The 22,130-nt window shown below is 52.2% G+C and carries 16 protein-coding genes; 8 read left to right on the top strand and 8 right to left on the bottom strand.

Going from position 1 to position 22,130, the window contains the following annotated elements; all coding sequences use genetic code 11:
• Positions 1–124: 124 nt before the first annotated feature.
• Positions 125–1,369, top strand: a complete 1,245-nt coding sequence (locus LA756_RS14540; protein WP_224435441.1) for a PQQ-binding-like beta-propeller repeat protein — start codon at positions 125–127, stop codon at positions 1,367–1,369.
• A 109-nt stretch (positions 1,370–1,478) separates the two neighbouring features.
• Here LA756_RS14540 and LA756_RS14535 read toward each other — a convergent pair whose 3' ends face one another.
• The 4 genes from LA756_RS14535 to LA756_RS14520 all read right to left on the bottom strand — a co-directional run bounded on the left by LA756_RS14535 (position 1,479) and on the right by LA756_RS14520 (position 4,827).
• Positions 1,479–2,021: a rhodanese-like domain-containing protein gene (locus LA756_RS14535; protein ID WP_224435440.1), complete on the bottom strand. Its 543-nt coding sequence runs from the start codon at positions 2,019–2,021 to the stop codon at positions 1,479–1,481.
• A gap of 61 nt (positions 2,022–2,082) precedes the next feature.
• A complete protein-coding gene (locus LA756_RS14530) occupies positions 2,083–2,406 on the bottom strand; it encodes a helix-turn-helix transcriptional regulator (RefSeq protein ID WP_224435439.1) in 324 nt (107 codons plus the stop codon).
• Positions 2,407–2,508: 102 nt separating this feature from the next.
• Complete coding sequence (locus LA756_RS14525; protein ID WP_224435438.1) at positions 2,509–3,891, bottom strand: sulfatase-like hydrolase/transferase; 1,383 nt, start codon at positions 3,889–3,891, stop codon at positions 2,509–2,511.
• 123 nt (positions 3,892–4,014) lie between these two features.
• A complete protein-coding gene (locus LA756_RS14520) occupies positions 4,015–4,827 on the bottom strand; it encodes a hypothetical protein (RefSeq protein ID WP_224435437.1) in 813 nt (270 codons plus the stop codon).
• Positions 4,828–5,047: 220 nt separating this feature from the next.
• Here LA756_RS14520 and LA756_RS14515 point away from each other — a divergent pair, with 220 nt between their 5' ends.
• The 3 genes from LA756_RS14515 (at position 5,048) to LA756_RS14505 (ending at position 9,780) form a co-directional block, all read left to right on the top strand.
• On the top strand, positions 5,048–6,559 hold the full coding sequence (locus tag LA756_RS14515; RefSeq protein WP_224435436.1) for an aldehyde dehydrogenase family protein: 1,512 nt from the start codon (positions 5,048–5,050) through the stop codon (positions 6,557–6,559).
• Positions 6,560–6,676: 117 nt separating this feature from the next.
• Positions 6,677–8,137 (top strand): sulfatase-like hydrolase/transferase, encoded by a 1,461-nt coding sequence (locus LA756_RS14510; protein ID WP_224435435.1) that lies wholly within the window; start codon positions 6,677–6,679, stop codon positions 8,135–8,137.
• Between the two features lie 107 nt (positions 8,138–8,244).
• On the top strand, positions 8,245–9,780 hold the full coding sequence (locus LA756_RS14505; RefSeq protein WP_224435434.1) for a hypothetical protein: 1,536 nt from the start codon (positions 8,245–8,247) through the stop codon (positions 9,778–9,780).
• Positions 9,781–9,799: 19 nt separating this feature from the next.
• Here LA756_RS14505 and LA756_RS14500 read toward each other — a convergent pair whose 3' ends face one another.
• From LA756_RS14500 to LA756_RS14490, 3 genes are read right to left on the bottom strand one after another with little or no spacing between them, the layout of a single operon-like run.
• Positions 9,800–11,143, bottom strand: coding sequence for a sulfatase (locus tag LA756_RS14500; protein WP_224435433.1), 1,344 nt, complete (start codon positions 11,141–11,143; stop codon positions 9,800–9,802).
• Positions 11,144–11,194: 51 nt separating this feature from the next.
• Positions 11,195–12,811 (bottom strand): arylsulfatase, encoded by a 1,617-nt coding sequence (locus tag LA756_RS14495; RefSeq protein WP_224435432.1) that lies wholly within the window; start codon positions 12,809–12,811, stop codon positions 11,195–11,197.
• A 21-nt stretch (positions 12,812–12,832) separates the two neighbouring features.
• A complete protein-coding gene (locus LA756_RS14490; RefSeq protein WP_224435431.1) occupies positions 12,833–14,557 on the bottom strand; it encodes an arylsulfatase in 1,725 nt (574 codons plus the stop codon).
• Between the two features lie 188 nt (positions 14,558–14,745).
• Here LA756_RS14490 and treZ point away from each other — a divergent pair, with 188 nt between their 5' ends.
• The 4 genes from treZ to LA756_RS14470 all read left to right on the top strand — a co-directional run bounded on the left by treZ (position 14,746) and on the right by LA756_RS14470 (position 19,794).
• Complete coding sequence (gene treZ / locus LA756_RS14485; protein WP_224435430.1) at positions 14,746–16,545, top strand: malto-oligosyltrehalose trehalohydrolase; 1,800 nt, start codon at positions 14,746–14,748, stop codon at positions 16,543–16,545.
• A gap of 617 nt (positions 16,546–17,162) precedes the next feature.
• On the top strand, positions 17,163–18,176 hold the full coding sequence (locus LA756_RS14480) for a DUF1559 domain-containing protein (protein ID WP_224435429.1): 1,014 nt from the start codon (positions 17,163–17,165) through the stop codon (positions 18,174–18,176).
• A 113-nt stretch (positions 18,177–18,289) separates the two neighbouring features.
• Positions 18,290–19,303 carry a DUF1559 domain-containing protein gene (locus LA756_RS14475; RefSeq protein ID WP_224435428.1) on the top strand — a complete coding sequence of 338 codons (1,014 nt, stop codon included), beginning with the start codon at positions 18,290–18,292 and terminating at the stop codon, positions 19,301–19,303.
• A 68-nt stretch (positions 19,304–19,371) separates the two neighbouring features.
• Entirely contained in the window at positions 19,372–19,794 is a 423-nt protein-coding gene (locus LA756_RS14470; protein ID WP_224435427.1) for a DUF4198 domain-containing protein, read from the top strand.
• An 84-nt stretch (positions 19,795–19,878) separates the two neighbouring features.
• On the opposite strand, the gene LA756_RS14465 is transcribed toward LA756_RS14470, so the two are convergent.
• Complete coding sequence (locus LA756_RS14465) at positions 19,879–21,738, bottom strand: methyl-accepting chemotaxis protein (protein WP_224435426.1); 1,860 nt, start codon at positions 21,736–21,738, stop codon at positions 19,879–19,881.
• Between the last annotated feature and the right edge of the window lie 392 nt (positions 21,739–22,130).

The raw sequence follows: 22,130 nt of genomic DNA, 5'->3' as shown, positions 1-22,130 counted from the left end.
TAGGGTTCCGCGTCGTTCTCTGCAACTAAGGGAACCGATGGAATGATTGAGAATCGCCAATCCGGGCCGTTAGAATAGGCAGTGAAGAACGATCCTCTCAATTTCTTAACTCGGGAGAGCCTGGATGTCGCTTTCGCTTCGTTTGGTTTTGATGCTTTTATGCTTGGCAACGTTTCCTGTTCTGTCCAACGCCGAAGACTGGCCGCAATGGCGGGGACCGAATCGCGATGGAATTTCCAGCGAAACTAACCTCGCTGAATCGTGGCTGGAAGACGGTCCCAAGTTGTTGTGGCAAGTTGACAACCTTGGGGATGGCTATGGAGCCGTTTCGGTAGTAGACGACTCGATCTATCTAGTCGTCAATGATGGACTGGAAAGTGAGCTAGTCGTCGCTTTAGGGGCCACTCGTGGGGAATTAAAGTGGGGCACGCGCATTGGAAGGGTTGGCAATCCAGATCAAAAGCCGAGCTATCCAGCGGCGCGAAGCACACCCACGATTGTTGGCGAGCAAGTCTTTGTGCTGGGGTCAGATGGAGATCTCGTTTGCTTGGAAGCAAGCAGCGGCGACATCGTATGGCAAAAGAGCGTCCGTAAAGAATTTGGTGGCAAGCCTGGCGAATGGGCCTATTCGGAGTCGCCATTGGTCGATGGAGATAAAGTTGTCGCGACTCCCGGAGGCAAAGAAGCGGGAATCGTTGCCGTAAGTAAGTCCAGTGGTGAAACGATCTGGAAGGCGAACACGCCGGAAATGGGAGCAGCGGCCTATGCCTCGGTGCAAAAGGTAATAACGGACGCCGGCGAACAGTATGTCTCATTCATGGGAAATGGCCTCGCAGGTGTGGCAGCGAAGGATGGCAAGTTCCTTTGGTCGTACACGCGCACGAAGGGAATTGCGAACATGCCGACCCCTGTTGTCGATGGAGACGTGGTTTACAGCGGTGGAAGCCGCGCAGGTGGTGGAGCGGTGAAGTTGATCGGGAAGGAAGATGCGATTGTCCCGGAAGAACTGTACTTCAATCCAAAGCTTCCCACGGCCATTGGTGGATCGGTCAAAGTTGGGGAGCATCTTTATGGATGTAGTGGGTCGACACTGATGTGCGTTGAGTTTGCCACCGGAGAAATCAAGTTGCAGGAACGAATCAGTGCCGGGGCTTCACTTCTCGCAGCCGACGGACGACTCTATTTGCATACCGAAGATGGCAAAGTGATGATGGTGGCCGCCTCGCCGGACGAGATGAAAGTGATCAGCGAGTTCACACTACCGAAACAACCGGAAGGCACCGGAAAAGAATGGGCTTATCCTGCTCTGGCCGATGGCAAGCTCTATTTGCGTCAGCATGGAACGGTTTGGTGTTACGACGTGAAATAATCTCGCTTGCCGCAACGAGATGGGACGGCAGCGAAACCAGTTCTTCCGCCAAGCAAAGGGTGGGTTCGCTTGAGGTGTCATGGCTTCGCTGCCGCTGCCCCACATTGAGTTAGGTCGAACAACTTGCGGCCTGATTCCATGGCATTTTCGCCAACAGCATTGCCATACCACACGTGTCGGTGATGCCGGCAAACATGAGTCCAGCTCCGACAAACGCGGAGAGTCCGGCAAAGTATGGATGGACAAAAATCGCCAAAAGAGCCCCCAGCAGTACCAGGAATCCAGCCGCGATTCGTACCTGGCGTTCCAATGAAATGGTTTTCTTTCCTCGCACAACCGGCAAGCCGGAAGAGGCCCAGGCGTCCGTTCCCCCTTCGACGTTTACTACGTTCTGATAGCCTGCGGCGATGAACTTGTCGCAAGCTTTTCCTGCGCGGTTGCCTGACTTGCAGATCACATAAAGTGGTTGGTCCGCCGAGCCATTTCGGGCTGCCATGATCTCTTGTGGAGCCAAGCGATCGAGCGGCTTATTGATGGCTTCGGTCGCATGAATCTCTTGAAATTCGGCTGGCGTTCGGACGTCGATCAGGTCACACTTTTGCGATTCACGGAGCTTCGCGAGCTCCTGCGGCGAAATCGTTTGAACGCTCATGGTGTGCTCCTTAACGAATCTTGTTATGTCGTGAGTTGACGATGTAAAGTGGCAAATAAACTTACCGACTAGCGTTCAGTAGGAAGCGACTTTCGATGCAGTTCATGATGTCTTCCAGGTGAGGTTCGGCGACGGCGTAGTAAACGCGCCGTCCTTCACGTTCGCTCGTGAAAAAACCACATCGCTGCATAAGCCGAAGGTGCTCGGACGCCAGGTTTTCAGCGATACCGCAGTCTTCTGCAATTTCACCCACGGTATAGCGCCCATGCAGCAGCAGCTGGACCATCCGGATACGCACAGGATGGGCTAAAACCTTCAAGCATTCAGCCGCCTCGTTTAAAGCGTCCATCTTGAGTGGTGGTTTCGCAGCAGATTTCTTGGGCATATTGACTCTCCTTATGTCAATATATCGTGAGTTGGCGAGGTGTCAACGAAATGAACTGATGTGGTTCGCCGAAGCCGAACGATTGTCTATGGCAGATCTTGGTTAGAAATCTCGGAATGGACGCCGTGGTTCTGCTGCTTCCATTTCTGATTGCCAATGGGCCAGACGCTGTTTGAGTTGTTCGACTTTTTCGGGGTGCTTTTGGGACAGATCGTTTTTCTCGCCGATATCTGTTTTTAGATCGTAGAGCCCTTTGGCGCGTTTGCTGTCGACCCATTTCCAATCGCCCACGCGGACAGCCACTTCGCCGCGACGTTGCCAGAACATTTCATTCCGCGGAGACTCGATTTTTCCCTGGAGAACCGGCAGCAAGTCAAATCCATCGAAAGTGATCTGCTCAGGAAGCGGTTTGCCAGCGGCAGCGCATGACGTCGGAAAGACTTCCAGCGAAGTCAGGAATGCGTCACTGACTTTTCCTGCTGGCACTTTGCCTGGCCATCGAACGATGCATGGCACGCGATTGCCTCCTTCCCACATCGTTGATTTGCGACCTTGAAGTGGGGCGTTATTAGCAAGCCCACTGCCACCGTTGTCCGAGAAGAAGATGACCAGCGTATTGTCGGCGATCTCGTACTTGTCGAGTCGAGCGAGGATCTCGCCGATCGCCGCGTCCATTTCTGTTACCGCGGCCATATAGCCACGTCGACGTTCGGCCGACTTGGAACGGCCTTCGGGATACTTCGCAAGATACTCTGGCGAAGCTTGTACCGTACCGCGAATTTCACGATCAAGATTCGAGGCGCCATGAGGGGCGTTGAAAGGCAGGTAAAGGAAAAAGGGGCGATCATGATGCTTGTCGATGAATTCCAAAGCGTGATCACGGAAAAGCGATGTGCAGTACGTCCCTTTGTCTTTCGTGGTGGGCTCGTTGCCGTCGAACATTGATGGCACGCCGTAGCGTTCATGCGTGAAGTAATCGATGCCCGTGTTGCAGAAACCATAAAAGTCGTCAAAGCCACGCTGGAGCGGTAAGAAACGTTTTAGCTGCCCTCCATCCCACTTGCCGTAGCATCCACACGCATAGCCGGCATCGCTGAGAGTTTGCGAAAGAAACACTTCGCGAACGTCGGTGCCTAAAAGATGTTCGGGTGAAAGGACGTACTCTTCCGGCGAATAGAGATGACCGTCGTCGACTCGATCGTTGCGGATCATGTCATAGGTGCCGTTTCGTTGTGGATAACGGCCTGTCAGGATGGCGGCACGCGACGGAGTGCAAGCATTCCAAGCAACATAAAAGCTTGTTAGGCGCGTTCCTTCTTCGGCCAAGCGATCAAGATGCGGAGTTTTCACATCGGTGGCACCGAACGAACCAAGGTCGTGATAGCCTTGGTCGTCCGAAACAATCAGGACGATGTTCGCCGGAGGTTCGGCGGCAAGCAAAACGGTTGGGAGTAGCAGAAAGGCTAAGCTGATAAACGCACGCATAATTCGATCCCTTAACGGCGGGAGGGTTGGTAGGCTAGTGCGTTTTAGGATACCCCTTTAGAAAGCGGAAGCAAGCATTTGCGGGGGAAATGATATTACGAAATATCAAATCGGGTAAATTTTTTATGTGGTGGCTGCTAACCGGTGCTTAAGGATGGCGAAATGGTCCTGCGAACTGATGAAGAATTCTCGTGGCATGATCGCGTACCGATCAAGTGTTTCTTCGGTATGACTCCAGCCCATTGCTGCGGCCATGTCAAAGGCTTGTAAGCCTCGTAAGATTCGTTCTTCTTTTTGGTCGAACTTCCAGAATTGAAGCCACTTACCTGCTGGGAAGTAAGCAAACTTCACCGCTGGCATCAATGCGAGCGACTTCATCAACGGCCAATCAAATTCGGCGACTGCTTGCTCGATGCGTGGGCCGACTATAGTTTCTTGCTCATCACGAAAGTGCGTTTCAAAGATATCTCGTTTCGCTTGATCGGTCAGTTGTTCGCCACGGCGATTGGCCGAGTGCACTATTTGGAGTGCGGCGTGTAAATGGGGAGCGACGAATTGTGTGACATCAGGATGGTCGCCGTAACGTTTCGTGAAGTGGTAGGTGGTATAGATTTGAACGCACACACGTCGATTGACTTCACGGAACTCTTCGGCGAATCTTTCAAGTTCATCCATCTTTTGTTGCCGCTGTCTAGGCGAAAGCAGATACTGCCACGACATCAACGCCCCCAGTTTCATGCCGAAAGCAAAGTAGCCCTTGGCCCATAAAGCACCATGGGCGGCAATTAACGGAAAGATATGATTCCGGCCAGAGTCTTCGTAAACATGATGATACGTTGCGGCGCGTTGAGGAAGCTGTTTAGTAGTGCCGGCCAAGCGTGTGGCTTCGGCAAAAATGGCATCGTAGCATTGCTGCAATTGGGCACAGGTGTCCATGTCCCAGGGCCTCGTTCTTCGAGTGGGTTGTGGGAAATCTTTCCGGTATGTGGCAAACCGAAGTGGGGGGACTTGCGATAACCTGAAAAAAGGAAATGTTTCCGTTGCCTGCCGAAGAACGCATAGAATGGAAATAGCAGTCAGCTTTTAGCTACTCGCTAGTCAAACACCCCGCCGGTGTTCATCCGGTACGTTGCCCCCATCGATCTAGGAGAGACTCATGATTTTGTCGACGACCGCCCCCGTCGCTCGCCCCGAGACCCAGGCTTTTATCGAGCAGGATCACAAGCTGTTGATCGATGGCCAATGGATGGCGGCTGAGACGGGGAAAAAGTTTGAAGTCACCAATCCGGCCGACGGGAAAGTTATTGCCCATGTCGCCGAAGGTGGGCAGCAGGACATAAACAAAGCAGTTGCCGCGGCACGCCAAGCGTTCGAGAGCGGAGCGTGGCCGGCAATGACTGCGTCCGAACGGGGAAAGTTGCTGTGGAAGTTGGCCGATCTAATGGACCAGCACATCGAGGAGTTCGCAGAAATTGAATCTCTCGATAACGGCAAGCCCAAAGCCGTAGCGGCCGCTGCAGACGTTCCCCTCGCGATCGATATGTTTCGCTACATGGCTGGTTGGGCTACGAAGATCGAAGGAACGACCATTCCCATTTCGGTTCCCTATTTGGATGGTGCGGAATTTCATAGCTATACGCTGCGTGAACCAGTTGGAGTAGTAGGGCAGATCATTCCATGGAATTTTCCACTGCTGATGGCAGCTTGGAAATTGGGACCTGCGCTGGCGACTGGGTGTACCGTGGTACTGAAAGTTGCGGAAGAGACACCGCTGAGCGCACTCCGTCTGGGGCAATTGATCCAAGAGGCAGGATTTCCACCTGGCGTGGTGAACATTATTACCGGCTTCGGTGAAACGGCCGGGGCGGCTTTGTCTTCTCATCCAGATGTCGACAAGATCGCGTTTACTGGTTCGACCGAAGTTGGCAAGCTGATCGTAAAAGCGGCTGGTGAAACCAATCTGAAAAAGATCTCGCTGGAACTCGGCGGTAAGAGCCCCAATATCATTTTGCCAGATGCGGACATTCCAGCGGCAATTGCTGGTTCTGCGAACGCCATCTTTTTTAATCATGGGCAATGCTGCTGTGCAGGCTCGCGATTGTTGGTGCATCGCAGTCGATTTGATGAAGTCGTGGAAGGGGTTGCAGAACAAGCCAAGCAAATCAAATTGGGACCTGGGATGCATCCTGATTCTGATATGGGGCCGATGGTTTCCAAGGTTCAGCAAGATCGTGTCTGCAGCTATCTCGACATCGGCGAGAAAGAAGGTGCGAAAGCCGTCTGCGGTGGCAAACGGGCAGACAGCGAAGGCTACTTTGTCGAACCGACCGTATTAGTCGACACTCGCTCCGATATGAAAGTCATTCAGGAAGAGATCTTTGGACCCGTGGTTGCCGCTGTCGCGTTTGACGATGTCGAAGAGGTTCTAGCGGAAGCCAACGATAGTATCTATGGTTTGGCCGCCGCAGTTTGGACCAAGGATATCAGCATGGGGCACCGCATTGCCAAACGATTGAAGGCAGGAACGGTGTGGATGAACTGCTACAACGTGTTCGATGCCTCCCTTCCGTTTGGCGGCTATAAACAGTCTGGCTGGGGACGAGAGATGGGGCACGAGGCAATCAATCTTTACACGCAGACGAAAGCGGTCACGCTTCAGCTTAAATAGAAAATCGTGATAAACTCCAGAATAAGGACCAGTTTTCCTCGTCAGGAAGCTGGTCCTTTTCGCTTAAATAGAGGAGCCGATTCGCTACTTCGATTCTTCCGAAAGCTTTGAAACCAGATGCTCCGATCAATCTCTTCTCTTCTGCTTGGCACGGTAATCTGCACGTCACTTTGGGCCGAGAAACCGAATCTTCTGCTAATTGTGGCAGATGATATGGGATACGGCGACTTGTCCTGTTATGGCTCGAAACAGATTGCCACACCTAATCTGGATCGACTTGCCGGCGGAGGTGTGCGTTGCACCGATGGGTACGTCTCTGGCCCCGTCTGTGCACCATCACGAGCAGGATTAATGACAGGACGGTACGGATCGCGATTTGGATTCGAGCATAACTTGAGCCATCCGGCTGGACTAGAAGATGAATTCGCAGGCATTCCGCTCGACGAGACATTGCTTCCGCAGCGGCTGAAAGAGCAGGGGTATCGCACGGGGCTTGTGGGTAAGTGGCATCTCGGGGAAGCAGTGCCAGGGCATCATCCACGAGAACGTGGCTTCGATTTTTTCTTCGGAATGTTAGGTGGTAGTCATGCTTATTTTCCGACACCGAGCAAGAACCGCTTGCTGTACGACCATGACTCGCCCAAAGAAATTCGAACACCATATCTGACTGATTGGTTTACGCTCGAAGCGATCGATTTCATTCAGGGCGAAAGGAAGTCGGAAGATTCAGCGATAGAACAGCCCTGGTTTCTTTATCTGTCCTACAACACACCGCATGGTCCGATGCAAGCCAAGCCAGAGGACATTGAGCGGTTCTCTCATATTCACGATAAGACCCGGCGTATTTATTGTGCCATGCAATATTGCATGGACGAGAATGTTGGCAAGATCATCGATGCCTTGGAAAGCACAGGCCAACTTGAGAACACGTTGATCGCGTTTATCTCGGATAATGGTGGTTCTGTCGAAGTGTCTCACGCGGTGAATGCTCCACTGCGAGGAACGAAGGGAACGTTTTTGGAAGGTGGGATTCGTGTTCCGACCATCTACCATTGGCCAGCCAAGTTGCCAGGCGGAACCGTTTATCGCGAGCCCGTGATCGCGTTGGATATCGTGAATACGTTTGTTACAGCCGCAGGCGGAAAGATGCCGTCGCCAGGCCGAGCCGAGCAGGGAAAAGGAAGAAAAAACTCTCCAGTTTATGACGGTGTTGATCTGGTTCCTTTCTTCCGAGAAGAGACAAAGGAAAGCCCTCACGATGTTTTGTATTGGCGGATGGCGCTACGTGGAGCGGCGGTTCGCGAAGGGGATTGGAAATTGCTGATACCCAACAGCCAGCTTCCCCAGCTATATCACTTGAAGGAAGACATCGGAGAGACTGCAAACTTGATTCGCGAAAAGCCAGACATTGCGGAACGCTTGCTGGCAAAACTGAATGCCTGGGAAGCAAACCTCGAACGGAATCCGCTGTTCATGTCTGGCCCTTACTGGTCGAGCTATAACAAGCGTTTGTACGACAAGATCTATTCGTTAGAGCAGCCGCTGCCTGATAGCATGGAAGATATCTGGTCATTCTGATCGACGTGGCAGCTTGTCCAAGAATCCGTTTTCCTTTACCGCGGTGGCGCGATACAAAGAAGTGTGCGCGGAAGCCCCAGCCATCCTCAACTTCAGGAGGAATCGCCATGCCCCTATCTCGCCGCCAGATGCTTCAATCGAGTGCCGTTGCCGGTAGTCTGCTTTCTATGGGAGACATTGGTCTTCTGTCTCAACTGCGACCGGTGTCTGCGGAAGAAGCCAAACTTGATCCAAGCGTTGTAAGGCTCGATCCCAGTATCGAACCGTTGGTTCGATTAATTGAAGAGACGCCGCGGGAGAGATTGCTGGAAGAAATTGCCGCCAAGATTAAGAAGGGCACGAGTTATCGAGAGGTACTCGCGGCGCTGCTTTTGGTTGGTGTTAAGAACGTCGAGCCTCGTCCGAGTGTCGGTCATAAATTTCACGCCGTATTGGTGGTGAATTCGGCCCATCTAGCGAGCATGTCCTCGCCGGATGAACATCGCTGGCTACCCATCTTTTGGGCTTTGGATCATTACAAATCGGCTGAAAAACGAGACGTGGAAGAGCGCGGCGATTGGACAATGTCGGCGATGGATGACAGTAAGATCCTTTCCCGCAATAAAGCCAGAGCCCAGTTTATCGAGGCAATGGATAACTGGGATGAAGGAAAAGCTGATATTGCCGCAGCGAGTTTGGCACGAACCGGTGGAGCGAACGAGGTCTATCGATTACTGTTCAAATATGGGTCACGCGACTACCGCAGCATCGGACACAAAGCGATCTATGTTGCCAACAGTTACCGTACGCTGGGGTGTATTGGGTGGCAGCATGCCGAGCCGGTTCTGCGAAGCTTGACGTATGCGTTGCTCATGCATGAAGGGAGCAATCCTGCCAAACGTGATGACGAAGCAGATCGTCCATTTCGCCGAAACGAAGAACTCGCCGGCAAGTTTCGTGACGACTGGACGTCTGGCAAAATCGATTCGGTGGCGACGGAGACGCTCATCGAAACACTACGCTCCGGTTCGAATGACGATGCCTGTGATCAAGTCGTGCAGTTGATCAACCAAGGTATGCATCCACAAGTGATTTGGGATGCACTTCACGTCGTTGCTGGAGAAATGGTGATGCAGCAACCGGCGATTGTTCCTTTGCACAGCGTGACCACGACGAACGCTCTCCGTTATGCTTATGAGACATGCGGGGACGATGAAACTCGCCGCATGTTGATGCTGCAGAATGCTGCGTTTCTGCCAATGTTTCGAAGTGGTATGCGCGGCCGTGGAGGTGTCAGCGAAGTGAACGTAGGCAAGCTCGATCCACACAAACCGACCGGTGATACCGAGGAATCGGTAGAAGAGATCTTTGTCACGCTCGGAACCGATCCGATGCAGGCAGCCCAAATGACGCTTGGCTACCTGCGAGATCCAGAGAACCACTCCGCCAAAGCAAAGCAGCTTATCGATGCAGCCAGAGTGCTCGTTTTCCGCAAGGGAACCAACGCCCATGACTACAAGTTTAGTTCGGCGATTTTGGAGGATTACTACCATGTATCGCCGCAATGGCGCGACACCTACTTGGCATCCAACATATTTCTGCTGCGGGATTCAAAACGAGCCGACAATCAGCTTGTCCAGAGGATCCAGTCGGCTCTGGCATAGTCGCTGAGGGTAGCAGGGCTTACTCTTCAAGCAGTTTCGGTGTACCGAAGACAGTTTGTTGATCGCCTTGCTCCTGCATCCAGGCATCCAACTTGCTGCCGAGTTGAGTCAACAACTCGGCATGCTGAGGATCGTTGGCTAAGTTGTGCTGCTCGGTGGGATCGGCGTCGAGATCGTAAAGTTCCACGGCTGGACGCTGGAGATATCGTTTGACTTTCCTGGCCGCTTCCGGAGTCGTCTCGGCTTTTCGGATCCAGCTCCCCCAGTAAGGCTGTGGTTCTTTATCGAGCAACACGTGCGACGTGAATTTGAACTCAGGGTGAAGGTTGCGAATATATTTCCATCGCGGAGTGCGAACGCTTCGTGTTGGATAAACGTTATTGTTGCCGTCGCCACTATGAACGGTGAAGATCACGTCGCGATGTGTGTCGGCTTCTCCTTTGAGAACCGACATAAACGAACGGCCATCTAAGTCCTGGGAAGGTGTTTGCCCGGCCGCCTCGTACAAGGTAGGAAGAATATCGACCCACGAGACCATGGCATCCGTTCGATGGCCAGGCTCAATCTTGCCAGGCCATACGGCAATCATCGGCGTGCGTATGCCTTCGTCGTAGAGAGTCCACTTTCCGAAAGGCCACTGTGCCCCGTGATCGCTCGTATGGAGGAACAAAGTGTTTTCGCCGAGCTTCTCGTAGGCCGCATCAAACACCTGTCCTAACTCTCGGTCCATCGTGGTAACCGCTTGGTAATATCTTGCCCGAGCCTTTCGCGTTTGCGGTGTGTGAACGTGATGGAGCGGGATTTTAATCGTGTCGGGGTCAATGTCTTCCGCCACCGGCCAAGGAACATGCGGCCAGTTGGTACCGACAAACAGTAAAAGCGGTTTGTCACTTTCCCTGGCTTTGAGCCATTTCAATGCTTCGCCGACCGCGATGTCTTCGTGATATTTGAAGTGCCGAGCGATGTCGAAGCCATACTCAGGGGTTTGGCGATAATGCCCCACTTTGCCGAAGGAAACGACTTCGTAGCCGAGCTCCTGAAAGTAGGCGGGCAGCTTTTTGATTTCCTTGCGAGGACGCGAATGGTTGGGCTCAGCACCATTTCGTGACGGCATCAATCCTGTTAGCAGTGCGGCTCGACTCGGTGCGCACGAGGGTGAAGCAACGAATGCCTGATCAAACGTTACTCCTTCCTTCGCGATTCGCTCCATGTTTGGCGTCGGTAAGTCGGTCGAACCATACAACGACGAGTCCGTGATCGTGTGGTCGTCGGAAAGGAAGACGACGATGTCTGGTAAGTCACCGGCGGACGCAATGCCAGAGCAGATTGCCACGAGAAATAAGCACAGTAGGGAAATCCGCATAAGAGAAGCTCCTTGGCGATTTTGAATGTCGATAGCGCTGGGGGCATAGACTTACGGTCTGACGCGATCAAACCACGCTTGCCACTGTTGTTTCATTGCTGCGACTCGGTCAGGATGAGCGGCAGCGATGTTCTTTGTCTCGGTTCGGTCCTTGGCAAGATGGTACAATTCCCAGTCACCATTTTGCTTCGGCTGCACAAGCTTCCAGCCATTGGCAATGATCGCTTTGCCACCTTCGTGCTCGAAGTAAAGTTGGTCGTGACCGTCGCGTTGTATTCCACTGAGGATCGGTTTCAACGACTTGCCTTCGAGCGGTTTGACGGCGTGACCATCGAATGTTGTAGGATAATCCGCTCCAGCGATTTCCAGGCATGTCGGCATGATATCCATCACGTGACCTGGCTGATCGGTCATGGAACCTGCTTCAGTTTTCAAGCCGCTTGGCCAATGGGCGATGAGCGGGGTATGAGTTCCTCCCTCGAAAGACTGAGCCTTCCAATATCGGAACGGCGTGTTGCCGGCATTGGCCCAGTAAGAGCCGATGTAGCCCCATGTTTGTTCGCTGCCAGGCTCGAAAATTCCTTCATATTGGATCGGGTTGCCGCCGCGTGTTTCATTCGGACGATCAAATCCTGGATTGAGATAGCGTTCCGGCGAAGCGCCATTGTCGGCCATGACTAAAATGAGCGTGTTGTCATAGCGGTCGGTTTCTTTTAGAGCTTCAACAATCTGTCCAACCCCTTGGTCAACGCAATCGACCATGGCGGCATGAACGGCCATTAGTTGAGCCATGTGTTTCCGTTCTTCTTCGTTCAGCGAGTGCCAATCTGGCCCCTCTCCTTGAAGTGAGGGTTTCGGGTGCGTTGCGGGATCAATAATGCCAAGATCTACCATCCGCTGATAGCGATCGTCACGCAATTTCTGCCAACCCTCTGCGTAGGTTTTTTCGTACTTGGCAATGTCTGTGGGCTTCGCGTGAAGTGGCCAATGGGGTGCCGTATGGGCGACGTACAGAAAGAACGGAGCATCCTGCTTCGCCATCGTGTTGATGTACTGCACCGCTTTGTCAGTGATGGCATCCGTCATGTAAAAATCTTCAGGGACTTCGGGAACGATGCTTGTTCCGTCGACCAAAGAAAACGGGTCGAAGTAATTGACGACTCCCCAAATTGGACCGAAGTGATGCTCGAATCCTCGATTGGCCGGATAGGTTTCCAGGGGGGCGAACGGTCGATTGAAGTTGGACTGATGATTGAGCCAATCGAGCTGTTTCTGGCGATCTCTTAGCGGGTTGGTTTCGCTTAAGTGCCATTTCCCGGACATCGCTGTTTGATAGCCTGCCGCTTGCAAAGCTTCAGCAATAGTCACGCCATCCTTTGTCAGGGAACGTCCATTGCGGATGAGACCGACTTGGTGTGGGTAGAGACCGGTAAGCAATGCGGCACGAGTAGGACAGCAGCGCGCACAGTTGTAAAACGACGTAAAGCGAAGTCCGGACTTGGCCAGCGTATCGATGTGAGGAGTCTGTATTTCACCGCCATAGCAGCCGAGATCGGAGTACCCCAGATCATCCAGCATCACGACGACAATGTTGGGGCGGTCGTCGGCCTGGGCGGCCATGCACCAAGCCAGTAATAAACCGCATGCGATAAGAGACGTTCGTTTCATGGTCACTATTTCAGATTCGAGTTATTTCTTCTTGTTTAAGTTGCCCCACGGCCAAGGAAGTACGTCCGATGTTTCAGCCCAGGCTTGCCATTGATCCGCCATTTTCTGCACTAGTTCAGGATGCTGTTCAGACAAGTTGTGTTGTTCGGTTCGATCCGCATCCATGTCGTACAGTTCCCACGGCGTAGTTGCTCCGGATCCCATTTTGCCGTAGCGGACGATCTTCCATTTGCCGTCTCGGACAGCGCAGTTCGCTTCGTGTTCCCAGAAAATGGGTTTCCCACGTTCGATCTTTTCGCCATGAAAAGCAGGCTGCAGGCTGACGCCGGCCATCGGTTTAATCGATTGGCCACCCAACGGTGACGGATACTTTGCTCCAGCGATGTCGACACAGGTAGCCATGATGTCAATCAAATGGCTTGGCGTGTCGTTCAGCTTGCCATTGAGTTGCGAAGTAATGCCTTGGGGCCAATGCACGATTAAAGGAGTCGAAATGCCTCCTTCGTGGACCCAATGTTTGTACTCGCGAAATGGCGTGTTCGAAACGTTGGCCCATGATCGTCCGTAAGCAATGTATGTGTCGTCCGCCCCTGGCATTGTTTCAGGACCATGTCGAATTGGACGACCGTCACGAGTAAATCGAGGGATGACATCAAGTTGGATTTCGTCGGCTGTCATCGCAGGTCGTTTCTTGGGCAAGTTCTTGTCGCTTGCACGCCCGACGCCTTCGGCACATCCGCCATTGTCTTGCATGAAGAAAATCACCGTGTTGTCGAAGTCTCCGGAAGCCTTCAACTGGGACGTGATCTTGGCGATATTCTGATCCATGTTGTCGATCATCGCAGCATAGACTTCCATGTTGCGAATTTCCCACTCCTTGTGCGGCGTCTTTTCCCAGTCGCCAGCTTGCTCGGACATCGCCCAAGCTTCATCGATGAGTCCGAGTTCTTTTAGTTTGGCAAATCGAGTAGCACGGATCGCCGCGTAGCCGTCGTCGTATACGCCGTCATACTTCGCAATGTCTTCTGGCAATGCATGCATCGGCCAGTGGGCTGCGGTAAAGGCAACATATAGGAAGAACGGAGTCTCAGCCGATTCTTTTTCGTGCTGTTTGAGAAACGCAACAGCGTTATCGCCGATCGCATTGGTGTAGAAAAAGTTGTCTGGTTGATATTTCGGATCGTTTTCTGGTGTGATCAGCGTATTGTCGCGACACAATGCCGCTGGGTCGTAAAAACTGCCAGCTCCGGTGATGGTTCCGTAGAAATGATCGAAGCCACGCTGTCGAGGCCAATTCTTCTTGAGACCATCAGGTCGAATGTTATGACAAACGTGCCACTTGCCAGTCATGTAAGTCGCGTAACCGGCGGGCTTGAGCACTTCCGCAATCGTTTGACAGCGATCGGTCAGGCCCATTTGAAAGCCTGGGAATTTGGATATGTCGTAGTTTCCGGTCACCATGTGCCCAATTCCTGCCTGGTGCGGATAAAGCCCCGTTAGCAACGAGGCCCGCGTTGGACAGCATCGGGCCGTGTTATAGAACTGAGTGAACCGAAGGCCATCGTTGGCCAGAGTGTCGAGTGTGGGTGTCTTGATTTCACTGCCGTAACAGCCGATGTCGGAATAGCCCATATCGTCTGAAAGAATCAGAACGATGTTGGGTTGATCCGCAGCAGAAAGCGAAGCCGCGAGTAGCGTCGTGGCCAAAACAGCCGACATGAGTGGTGTCAAAAGGCGGTCAAGCATGGATGGGTCTCGACTGGAGGGTTTGAGAGTGGTGGCCATGATTGTAGCCCAAAGAAAACTTGAAAACGAATCCGTTTTATTCGAATCGATAGAACATTGCCGAATCGTTCGGAAATCGAAATAATCGATGCGCAAACTTAGAATCTTTGCGATGTAAGCCAATCTCCTTTAATCGATTGAAGTCAGAAATGTCTCGAATGTTCGGTCCGCAAATTCTTGATGATGGAAATGTCCGCTTCACGGTCCACGCACCGGCATGCGAGCAATTGACACTAAGTATTGAAGGGGAAGACGCTCAAGAGATTCCCATGACGGACGAAGGTGAGCGTACTTACGTTGCCATGGCACGTGTTCCCGTAGGAACGAAATACTGGTTCCGTGTTCCAGACGGAAACCCAAGGCCAGATCCTGCAAGTCGTTTTCAGCCTGATGGTGTGCATGGAACATCGCAGCTCATCGATCCCCACTCCTATAGCTGGCAGGATGCTTCCTGGCGCGGCTTACCGAAAGGGGAGATGATTTTGTATGAACTGCACGTTGGTACGTTTACCAAAGAGGGAACCTACCTCGCGGCGATCGATCGCTTAGATGAACTGGTCGAGTTGGGGATTAATGCGATCGAGGTAATGCCGGTGGCACAGTCGGCTGGTCGGTGGAACTGGGGCTACGACGGAACGAACTTCTTCGCTCCACGAAACACGTTTGGAACTCCCGACGAGTTGAAAGCTTTCGTAGACGCGGCGCATCAACATGGAATCGCGATGGTACTGGATGTGGTCTACAATCATTTCGGTGCTGAAGGCAATTACCTACATCCATTTGGAGGCTATGTTTCACCACGCCATCAAACTGTGTGGGGAGATGCTCCGCATTTGGATGGAGACGGGGCAGACATGATGCGGGACTACATCATCGAAAACGTTCGTTACTGGATCGAGGACTTCCACTTCGATGGACTACGACTCGATGCTACGCATTGCATCTTGGATGATTCCTCTCATCATATTGTCGGCGAGGTAGGAGAGTTGTTCGCTCAAATGAAAACTCGCCTTGGCCGCGAGCTTCATTTGATCGCTGAAAGCAACGTGTACGACCCTGATCTTCTCAAACCGATTACTTCGCAGGGGTACGGATTTGATGCGATCTGGTGCGATGATTTTTTACATGCCGTTGCTGCGGAAACCAGGCCTGACGAGCATATGTCAGATCGACGGTATCTACCTGGAGAAGATATCGATGCGGTATTGCAGCGAGGATATGTTTTTCGTGGAACGTTTGAGGAGAAACGACGACGCATTCCATTGCACGAAGATGATCGTGCGGCAGATTGGGAATCGTTAATCTTTTCTATTCAGAATCATGACTTCATCGGAAACCATCCAGAAGGTAAACGACTCCATCAAGTGACGTCCGAAGACGCACACCGAGCATCGGCAGCACTAATGATGCTGCTGCCTGCGATACCGATGTTGTTCATGGGAGAGGAATTCGCCTCGGAGAAACCGTTTTATTTCTTCACTGACTTTGGCGACGCGAATCTTCGTGACGCCGTCGAGAAAGGGCGACGACGCGAGTACCCGCAGCATGATTGGACCGACACGGTCTCATGTCTTTCCAAAGCTGCCTTCAACAAATCTAAGATTGGTCCGCGAGAAAAAGGGAACCGTCAAACGCTCAATTGGTATCGCTCGCTAATCGAACTTAGAAAAGCCTGGAAGACCAGTGGCCTGTTTGCGGGGGGGAATTTAAAGGCAACTTGGGACGATCTCGCGAAAGCGGCCATCCTTCAATATCAGCAAGACAAGCAGACTTCTTTTGCAATCGTTGGGCTTGCGTCCAGTTCTGGGAATATGACCCCTTCTGATATTAAAGTGGATGGTAACATTCGATTGAGCCAAAACGCTGGCATCGATGACCTAACCGGGCAGATCTCGCTTGGCTCGTTCGGCGTGTTGATCGGTGAGGGAATTCTTCAAGCGAACGAGTGAGTTCCAGTCTCAAGCTTCAATCGCGGCGGAGTAAGACGCTTCACGGAGCAATGCCCGTTTTTTTCTGTTAGTCGACCCTCTCTCAGTAATGGCGTCTTGTGCGACGTTCTTTGCTTCAGAAGCGGGTTAAGGGCGCTTCGTTGCGTCTCGTTAAAATGGGGTGTTAGTGAATTTGTCTTTTTTCAGGAATATCGCGTTAAAAGATACGTGTAGCTTGGAAAAGAGTCTTTGATTGCCCCGCGTTTCAGGTGGTGTCGATTCCTGTTTTCGGATGGGGTTTCGTCATCACACAGGCGAAACGATTTCCTACCTAATCTCCTCATGCCTCATCAGTCGGCCACAGCCGATGAGTTCCCTTTTTTGCTCCCAGACTTCCAGGGTTTGTGTATCGACCTCACTGACGAGGTTTTGTGATATCCCATGCAATTTTCGTGAAAAACAGACATCTGTACGTCTGAACCATGTCGGATTGTGCACAAAAGTTGTCCGATTTAACAAAGACTATCAAGATTTTACTTATATACTGAGTTTGTCGCAGTTGACGCGGGAAATCACTCGATTTACTGGTTAGCCGCGAGTCCTTATCCATTTTCTATTCTTATGTTAGGAGCTTCCCTATGCGCATCGAGAAGCAGAGAGTCCGTGGCTTCACGCTCGTAGAATTGCTTGTCGTAATTGCCATTATCGGCGTATTAATCGCTCTGTTGTTGCCGGCTGTTCAACAAGCCCGTGAAGCGGCAAGACGAATGTCCTGCTCGAACAACTTGAAGCAGGTCGGAATTGGATTGCACAACTATCACGACACATTTGGCTCGTTTCCATACGGAAGCTTGGTCAAGCGGATTGGAACATCCAACTCTTTCGGCCCATCTTTCTGGGGCGGCATGCTGCCGTTTATCGAGCAAGGGCCGTTGTTCGATCAATTGAACTTTTCGGTAGCTCATTGTGGTTGGAGCGCGAACAGCGGTGTCCTGACGGGGCATGCACCAGAAACTCTTGTTTGTCCTTCCTTTGCTGGGGACGTCGATACGATTCCACAGAATCCATCTTGGGACTCTGCGACTACGTACATCGGAATCGCCGGGGCCATGATCGACAACGCCAACTTCACGGAAACGAGAACAGCAACCGGGTTTGATTGCTGCTCGCATTCTGGTGGTCACAACAATGGAACGACTGCTGCCGGAGGGATGCTGGTCGCGAACAAAGTTTTGCGATTCCGTGATGCAACAGATGGAACGAGCAACACGTTGGCCATCGGAGAGTTAGGGGGCCGTATGTTCACTGGCAATTCCAGTTCATACGCAAACATTTCTGGTCCGAATGTCTTGATGACTGCCAGTGGTATTTATCACGGGTGGCTTATGGGAACGAACGGTACGGGAACTCCCACGGCTATTCGTACGTTCAACCTGACGACGATTCGATATGCACCGAACACTCGCAATTTCGACTTGGATGGTATCAACGGAAACTACGGCCCCAACAACCCTTTGTTGTCGGATCATCCAGGCGGTGTGATGGGGGTCTTTGCTGATGGGCATGTCGAGTTCATCGCGGAAACGATCAATCTTGACATTTTGAAATATCAGGCGACCCGAGACGACGGTCAGGTAATTCCTCAGTCGTAACCTCGGATGACCCAATTAGAAAAAACTTTCCCGGCGGAACATCAAAATCGGCCGGGAAGTTGTCGTTACGCGCGGATTGATATCTTTTCTTTCTCTTATCCAAGGATCGAACGATGGCTATTCGTAATCCTGTGCGCGGATTCACGCTTGTCGAGCTCCTGGTCGTGATCGCGATTATCGGCGTGTTAATCGCCCTTTTGCTGCCAGCCGTGCAGCAGGCACGCGAAGCAGCACGGCGTATGTCGTGCTCGAATAACTTGAAGCAAATCGGCGTGGCACTTCATAACTATCACGATACTCACTCCCAATTTCCCTTAGGGGCTTGGAGATCGGCTGGGGCAACGTCGAGTCCGTTTGGGACTTCGTGGTGGGGAGGGCTGCTGCCGTTCATCGAACAGGCCGCTCTTTACGACCAAATCAACTTCGAAGCCGATCGGCCTGGCTGGTCGGGGAACACATCGGTTCTCGTGGGCACATCGGCCGACGTTATGGTGTGTCCATCATTTCCAGGCGAAACATCTCAGTGGAATAATCGCAACTGGGACTCTGCTGCTACGTATATCGGTATTGCCGGGGCGGTGATTAATAACGCCGAATTTACCGAGTCCCGTACCGATGCTGGTTTCAATTGCTGCTCGCACTCCGGTGGAACAAACGACGGCATTATTTCGGCTGGGGGAATTATGTTTCCGAACCAGTGCGTTGGATTCCGTGACGTGACGGACGGTTCGAGCAACACGCTTGCTGTTGGTGAGTGTGGCGGTCGAATGTTCACCGGTAATTCGGGTTCTCTCGCCAATATTTCTGGTCCCAATGTACTGATGACCGCGGGTGGACAGCATGGTTGGCTGATGGGTTCGGAAGGTTCTGGAACACCACCAAATTACAACGGTTCGCGTGCATTCAACATTACGACCGTTCGCTACGCCCCCAACGAAAAGAACTATGACTTGGATGGCATAAGTACCAATTACGGTGCAAACAACCCGTTGATCTCCGAGCACCCCGGCGGTGTCATGGCCGTGTTTGTTGACGGCCATGTCGAATTTATTGCCGAGACCATCAATGTGGACATCCTGAAATATCAAGCCACGCGGGATGATGGCCAGGTAATCTCTCTGAATTAGCCTGGATCAACTTTACCCATTTTCATCGCCCTGGATTCAGGGCATGCCCTTATATAGGAATTTATGTTGTGTACCGTGTTACTGCATCGATTTTGCTAGTCGCCTTTTTGGCAGCCGGGTGTGAAGAAGCTAAATCAGGACTAAAGGGAGTTCAGGGAACGGTTACTGTGGACGGTAAGCCAGCCCCTGAAGGATCTCAGGTAAGTTTCAATTTGGTGGGAGGAAGTTATCGGTTTACAACGCGTACGGATGGAAGTGGCGCGTATGCGTATTTGCCACCTCCCCAGGCACCACTGGAGCGAGGAGAGTATCTCGTAGCCGTGTTGCCTCCTCCAGGTGAAACGATGGTGGACGAAACGGGGCTCTCGGTCGAAGTTGCCAGTAAAGGCTCGACAACAAACTTCGGGAAGTTTTCAAATCCCAAGACAAGCGGCATTAAGACGAGTCTCGGAGGAGATGTCGTGACCCTCGACATTGCTGTGGAAACTTAGGAGGTGTCTTTCTCCAGTGCATAAAAAAGGTCCGGCAGATATTTCTGCCGGACCTTTTGGAATGGCTACTCTTGCTGAGGTTGCTTAGTAGCTGAACTCGCTTAGAGTTTCGTTTAGCTGAGAGGCCAGCGTAGTCATGCGAGTGCCGACTGTGCCTGTCTTCAAGGCATCGCTCGCAGTACGGCTGGCGACGTCGTCGACTTGGGCGATGTTGCGGCTGACTTCCGCACTTGCTTCGGTTGATTGATCGAGGCTGTGCGAAACCGATTGAACTCCCGTTGCAACGTTGGTCAATTGTTCCGAGATGCTTTGAGCAACGCAGCGTTGTTCTTCCACCGCAGCGGCGATCGTTGTCGAAATATCGTGAACTTGTTTCACCACATTATCGACGTCTGAAATGGTTTCGACGGCCAAGTTGGCAGAAGACTGAATTCCAGCGATACGATTGCGAATATCGTCCGTCGCCTCGGCCGTTTGACGGGCCAGGGCTTTCACTTCGGTGGCCACCACCGCGAAACCACGGCCAGCTTCTCCGGCCCGCGAAGCTTCAATGGTTGCGTTGAGTGCCAGCAGGTTAGTTTGCTCTGCAATGTCTTGAATCACTTCCGTAACACGGCCAATTTCCTCTGCCGCTTGACTGAGAAGCTGCATCTTTTCATGGCTGCTTCCCACAGTGATTGAAGCCGAGTTGGCAATTGTGGAGGATTGCTCGGTATTCGTCGCGATCTCGGAAATGCTACGGGTCATTTCTTCCACGGCGGTCGAAACCATCGAGAAGCTATCGTTCATTTCGTGCGTTGTACGCTGGATATTTGAGATGGAAACCGACATTTCTTCCGCTGCGGCTGCCACGGATGAGCTGCGTAGCGAAGCTTCTTCCGCACCTTTCGAGAGGCTACCGGCCGTTTCGTCGAGTTCTGCTGACGAGGACACCAGCACTTCCGAGTCGGAAGCAATCCGACTGACGACATGCTGAATCTTCTCAATAAAGCGATTGAAGGAACCTGCTAGTCGCCCGAACTCATCGCGACGATTCATAACCAAACGCTGCGTCAGATCACCACCACTGGCTGCGATTCCGTCAAGCATGCGGATCGTCTGATTCAGCGGCGTAATAATCGATCGAGCGATAACCGTTCCGAGAACCATGGTGAGCGCGATTGCGATTCCACCGATAAGGAGGAAGCTATTCACCGACGACGCGGCCGTCTCGCGGACGTTTTGTGATGTAGCAACAACAGATTCGCGGCTTTCGCTCGCTTTCTGTTCACTCTCGTTAATAAGTTGCTTCTTCTTATCAATCGCCTCCAACGCGGCAGCGATATCAAGTTGAAGCTGTTCTTTGGCACCATCAAGAGGTTCGCGAAATGCCTCGAACGCGGCAAGAGACTCCGCCGTCAGGCGATTCATTTCTTCCGTGTTGAATGTCTTGCCAGGAGCGGAACTGGCGACGATTTGACGAGTGATTTCCTTCCAAGCTTCCAGTCGAGAAAGGGACGTCTCTAGCAGAGTCATCGCTTCGTCACTGAAAATACCATCGCGTGAGCTGCTAACACGGCGGTCAATCTGAGAAAGATTGTCTTCGTGATCGGTTAAGAACTTTTGGTAGAGCTCGTCATCTGATTCGCCCATCTTGGCCAGATTGCGGGCTTCCATTTCCGCGATCAGAACTTGATAAGCGTCGCGGTCTGCATCAAGCATCAGCAAAATACTGTCTTGCATCTGCTGGGTTTTGACGAGGTCTTCGTTGAGAAAGGGAAGGATCTCGTCCTTCAGCAGTGGCGTGATCTTTTCGTCGATGAGAACCAGAAAGTGGTTGTCGACGATATCGTCCAGACTTTGAACTTGCTGAGAGAGTGCGGACCAACCAATTCCCATCAGAAGAACGAGTGCCAGACAGCTGATCGTTACCAGCCCTCCGATTTTCCCCTTGGTATTGAACATCGCTTGAGTTTCTGCCCCGTGACCGTTTTTCGGTCATCACTGAAATAGCGTCCAACATGGCGTCACCACCGTCGGCAACGCGACTGCGGAAACCTAGGTCACGGCGAAATGCCGAAACATCGCAGGCACGAAAAAAGACGGTTCTGGAACCTGGTTCAGCGTAATTTGCGGGAACCTGCAGTTTCAGAAGAGGCGACATAGGCGAGTTCTCGTACTAATTGGTGGTATGAGCAAGATGGTCTGGTGGTGCTCACCGGAACCCCTCGTCTGGAGAGAATGCGCAAAACTTTCCGTAGCTGGCATAACGGCGAGTTAGAAGCTGCGGGAAACAGCAGCCCGAACCGATCTAAGCACTTTTCTATGTTGGCACTGATAGCAATGCGCCGAACCTG

The organism is Bremerella sp. TYQ1 (assembly GCF_020150455.1).
In the GTDB taxonomy this organism is placed as follows: Bacteria; Planctomycetota; Planctomycetia; order Pirellulales; family Pirellulaceae; genus Bremerella; species Bremerella volcania_A.
Note: the sequence above shows the minus strand (reverse complement) of the source record. Positions and strands in the feature narration are given on the sequence as shown.

Coding starts and splice junctions, on each gene's coding strand:
- LA756_RS14540 (WP_224435441.1), top strand. CDS start 125: ATGTCGCTTTCGCTTCGTTTGGTTTTGATGCTTTTATGCTTGGCAACG.
- LA756_RS14535 (WP_224435440.1), bottom strand. CDS start 2,021: ATGAGCGTTCAAACGATTTCGCCGCAGGAGCTCGCGAAGCTCCGTGAA.
- LA756_RS14530 (WP_224435439.1), bottom strand. CDS start 2,406: ATGCCCAAGAAATCTGCTGCGAAACCACCACTCAAGATGGACGCTTTA.
- LA756_RS14525 (WP_224435438.1), bottom strand. CDS start 3,891: ATGCGTGCGTTTATCAGCTTAGCCTTTCTGCTACTCCCAACCGTTTTG.
- LA756_RS14520 (WP_224435437.1), bottom strand. CDS start 4,827: ATGGACACCTGTGCCCAATTGCAGCAATGCTACGATGCCATTTTTGCC.
- LA756_RS14515 (WP_224435436.1), top strand. CDS start 5,048: ATGATTTTGTCGACGACCGCCCCCGTCGCTCGCCCCGAGACCCAGGCT.
- LA756_RS14510 (WP_224435435.1), top strand. CDS start 6,677: ATGCTCCGATCAATCTCTTCTCTTCTGCTTGGCACGGTAATCTGCACG.
- LA756_RS14505 (WP_224435434.1), top strand. CDS start 8,245: ATGCCCCTATCTCGCCGCCAGATGCTTCAATCGAGTGCCGTTGCCGGT.
- LA756_RS14500 (WP_224435433.1), bottom strand. CDS start 11,143: ATGCGGATTTCCCTACTGTGCTTATTTCTCGTGGCAATCTGCTCTGGC.
- LA756_RS14495 (WP_224435432.1), bottom strand. CDS start 12,811: ATGAAACGAACGTCTCTTATCGCATGCGGTTTATTACTGGCTTGGTGC.
- LA756_RS14490 (WP_224435431.1), bottom strand. CDS start 14,557: ATGCTTGACCGCCTTTTGACACCACTCATGTCGGCTGTTTTGGCCACG.
- treZ (WP_224435430.1), top strand. CDS start 14,746: ATGTCTCGAATGTTCGGTCCGCAAATTCTTGATGATGGAAATGTCCGC.
- LA756_RS14480 (WP_224435429.1), top strand. CDS start 17,163: ATGCGCATCGAGAAGCAGAGAGTCCGTGGCTTCACGCTCGTAGAATTG.
- LA756_RS14475 (WP_224435428.1), top strand. CDS start 18,290: ATGGCTATTCGTAATCCTGTGCGCGGATTCACGCTTGTCGAGCTCCTG.
- LA756_RS14465 (WP_224435426.1), bottom strand. CDS start 21,738: ATGTTCAATACCAAGGGGAAAATCGGAGGGCTGGTAACGATCAGCTGT.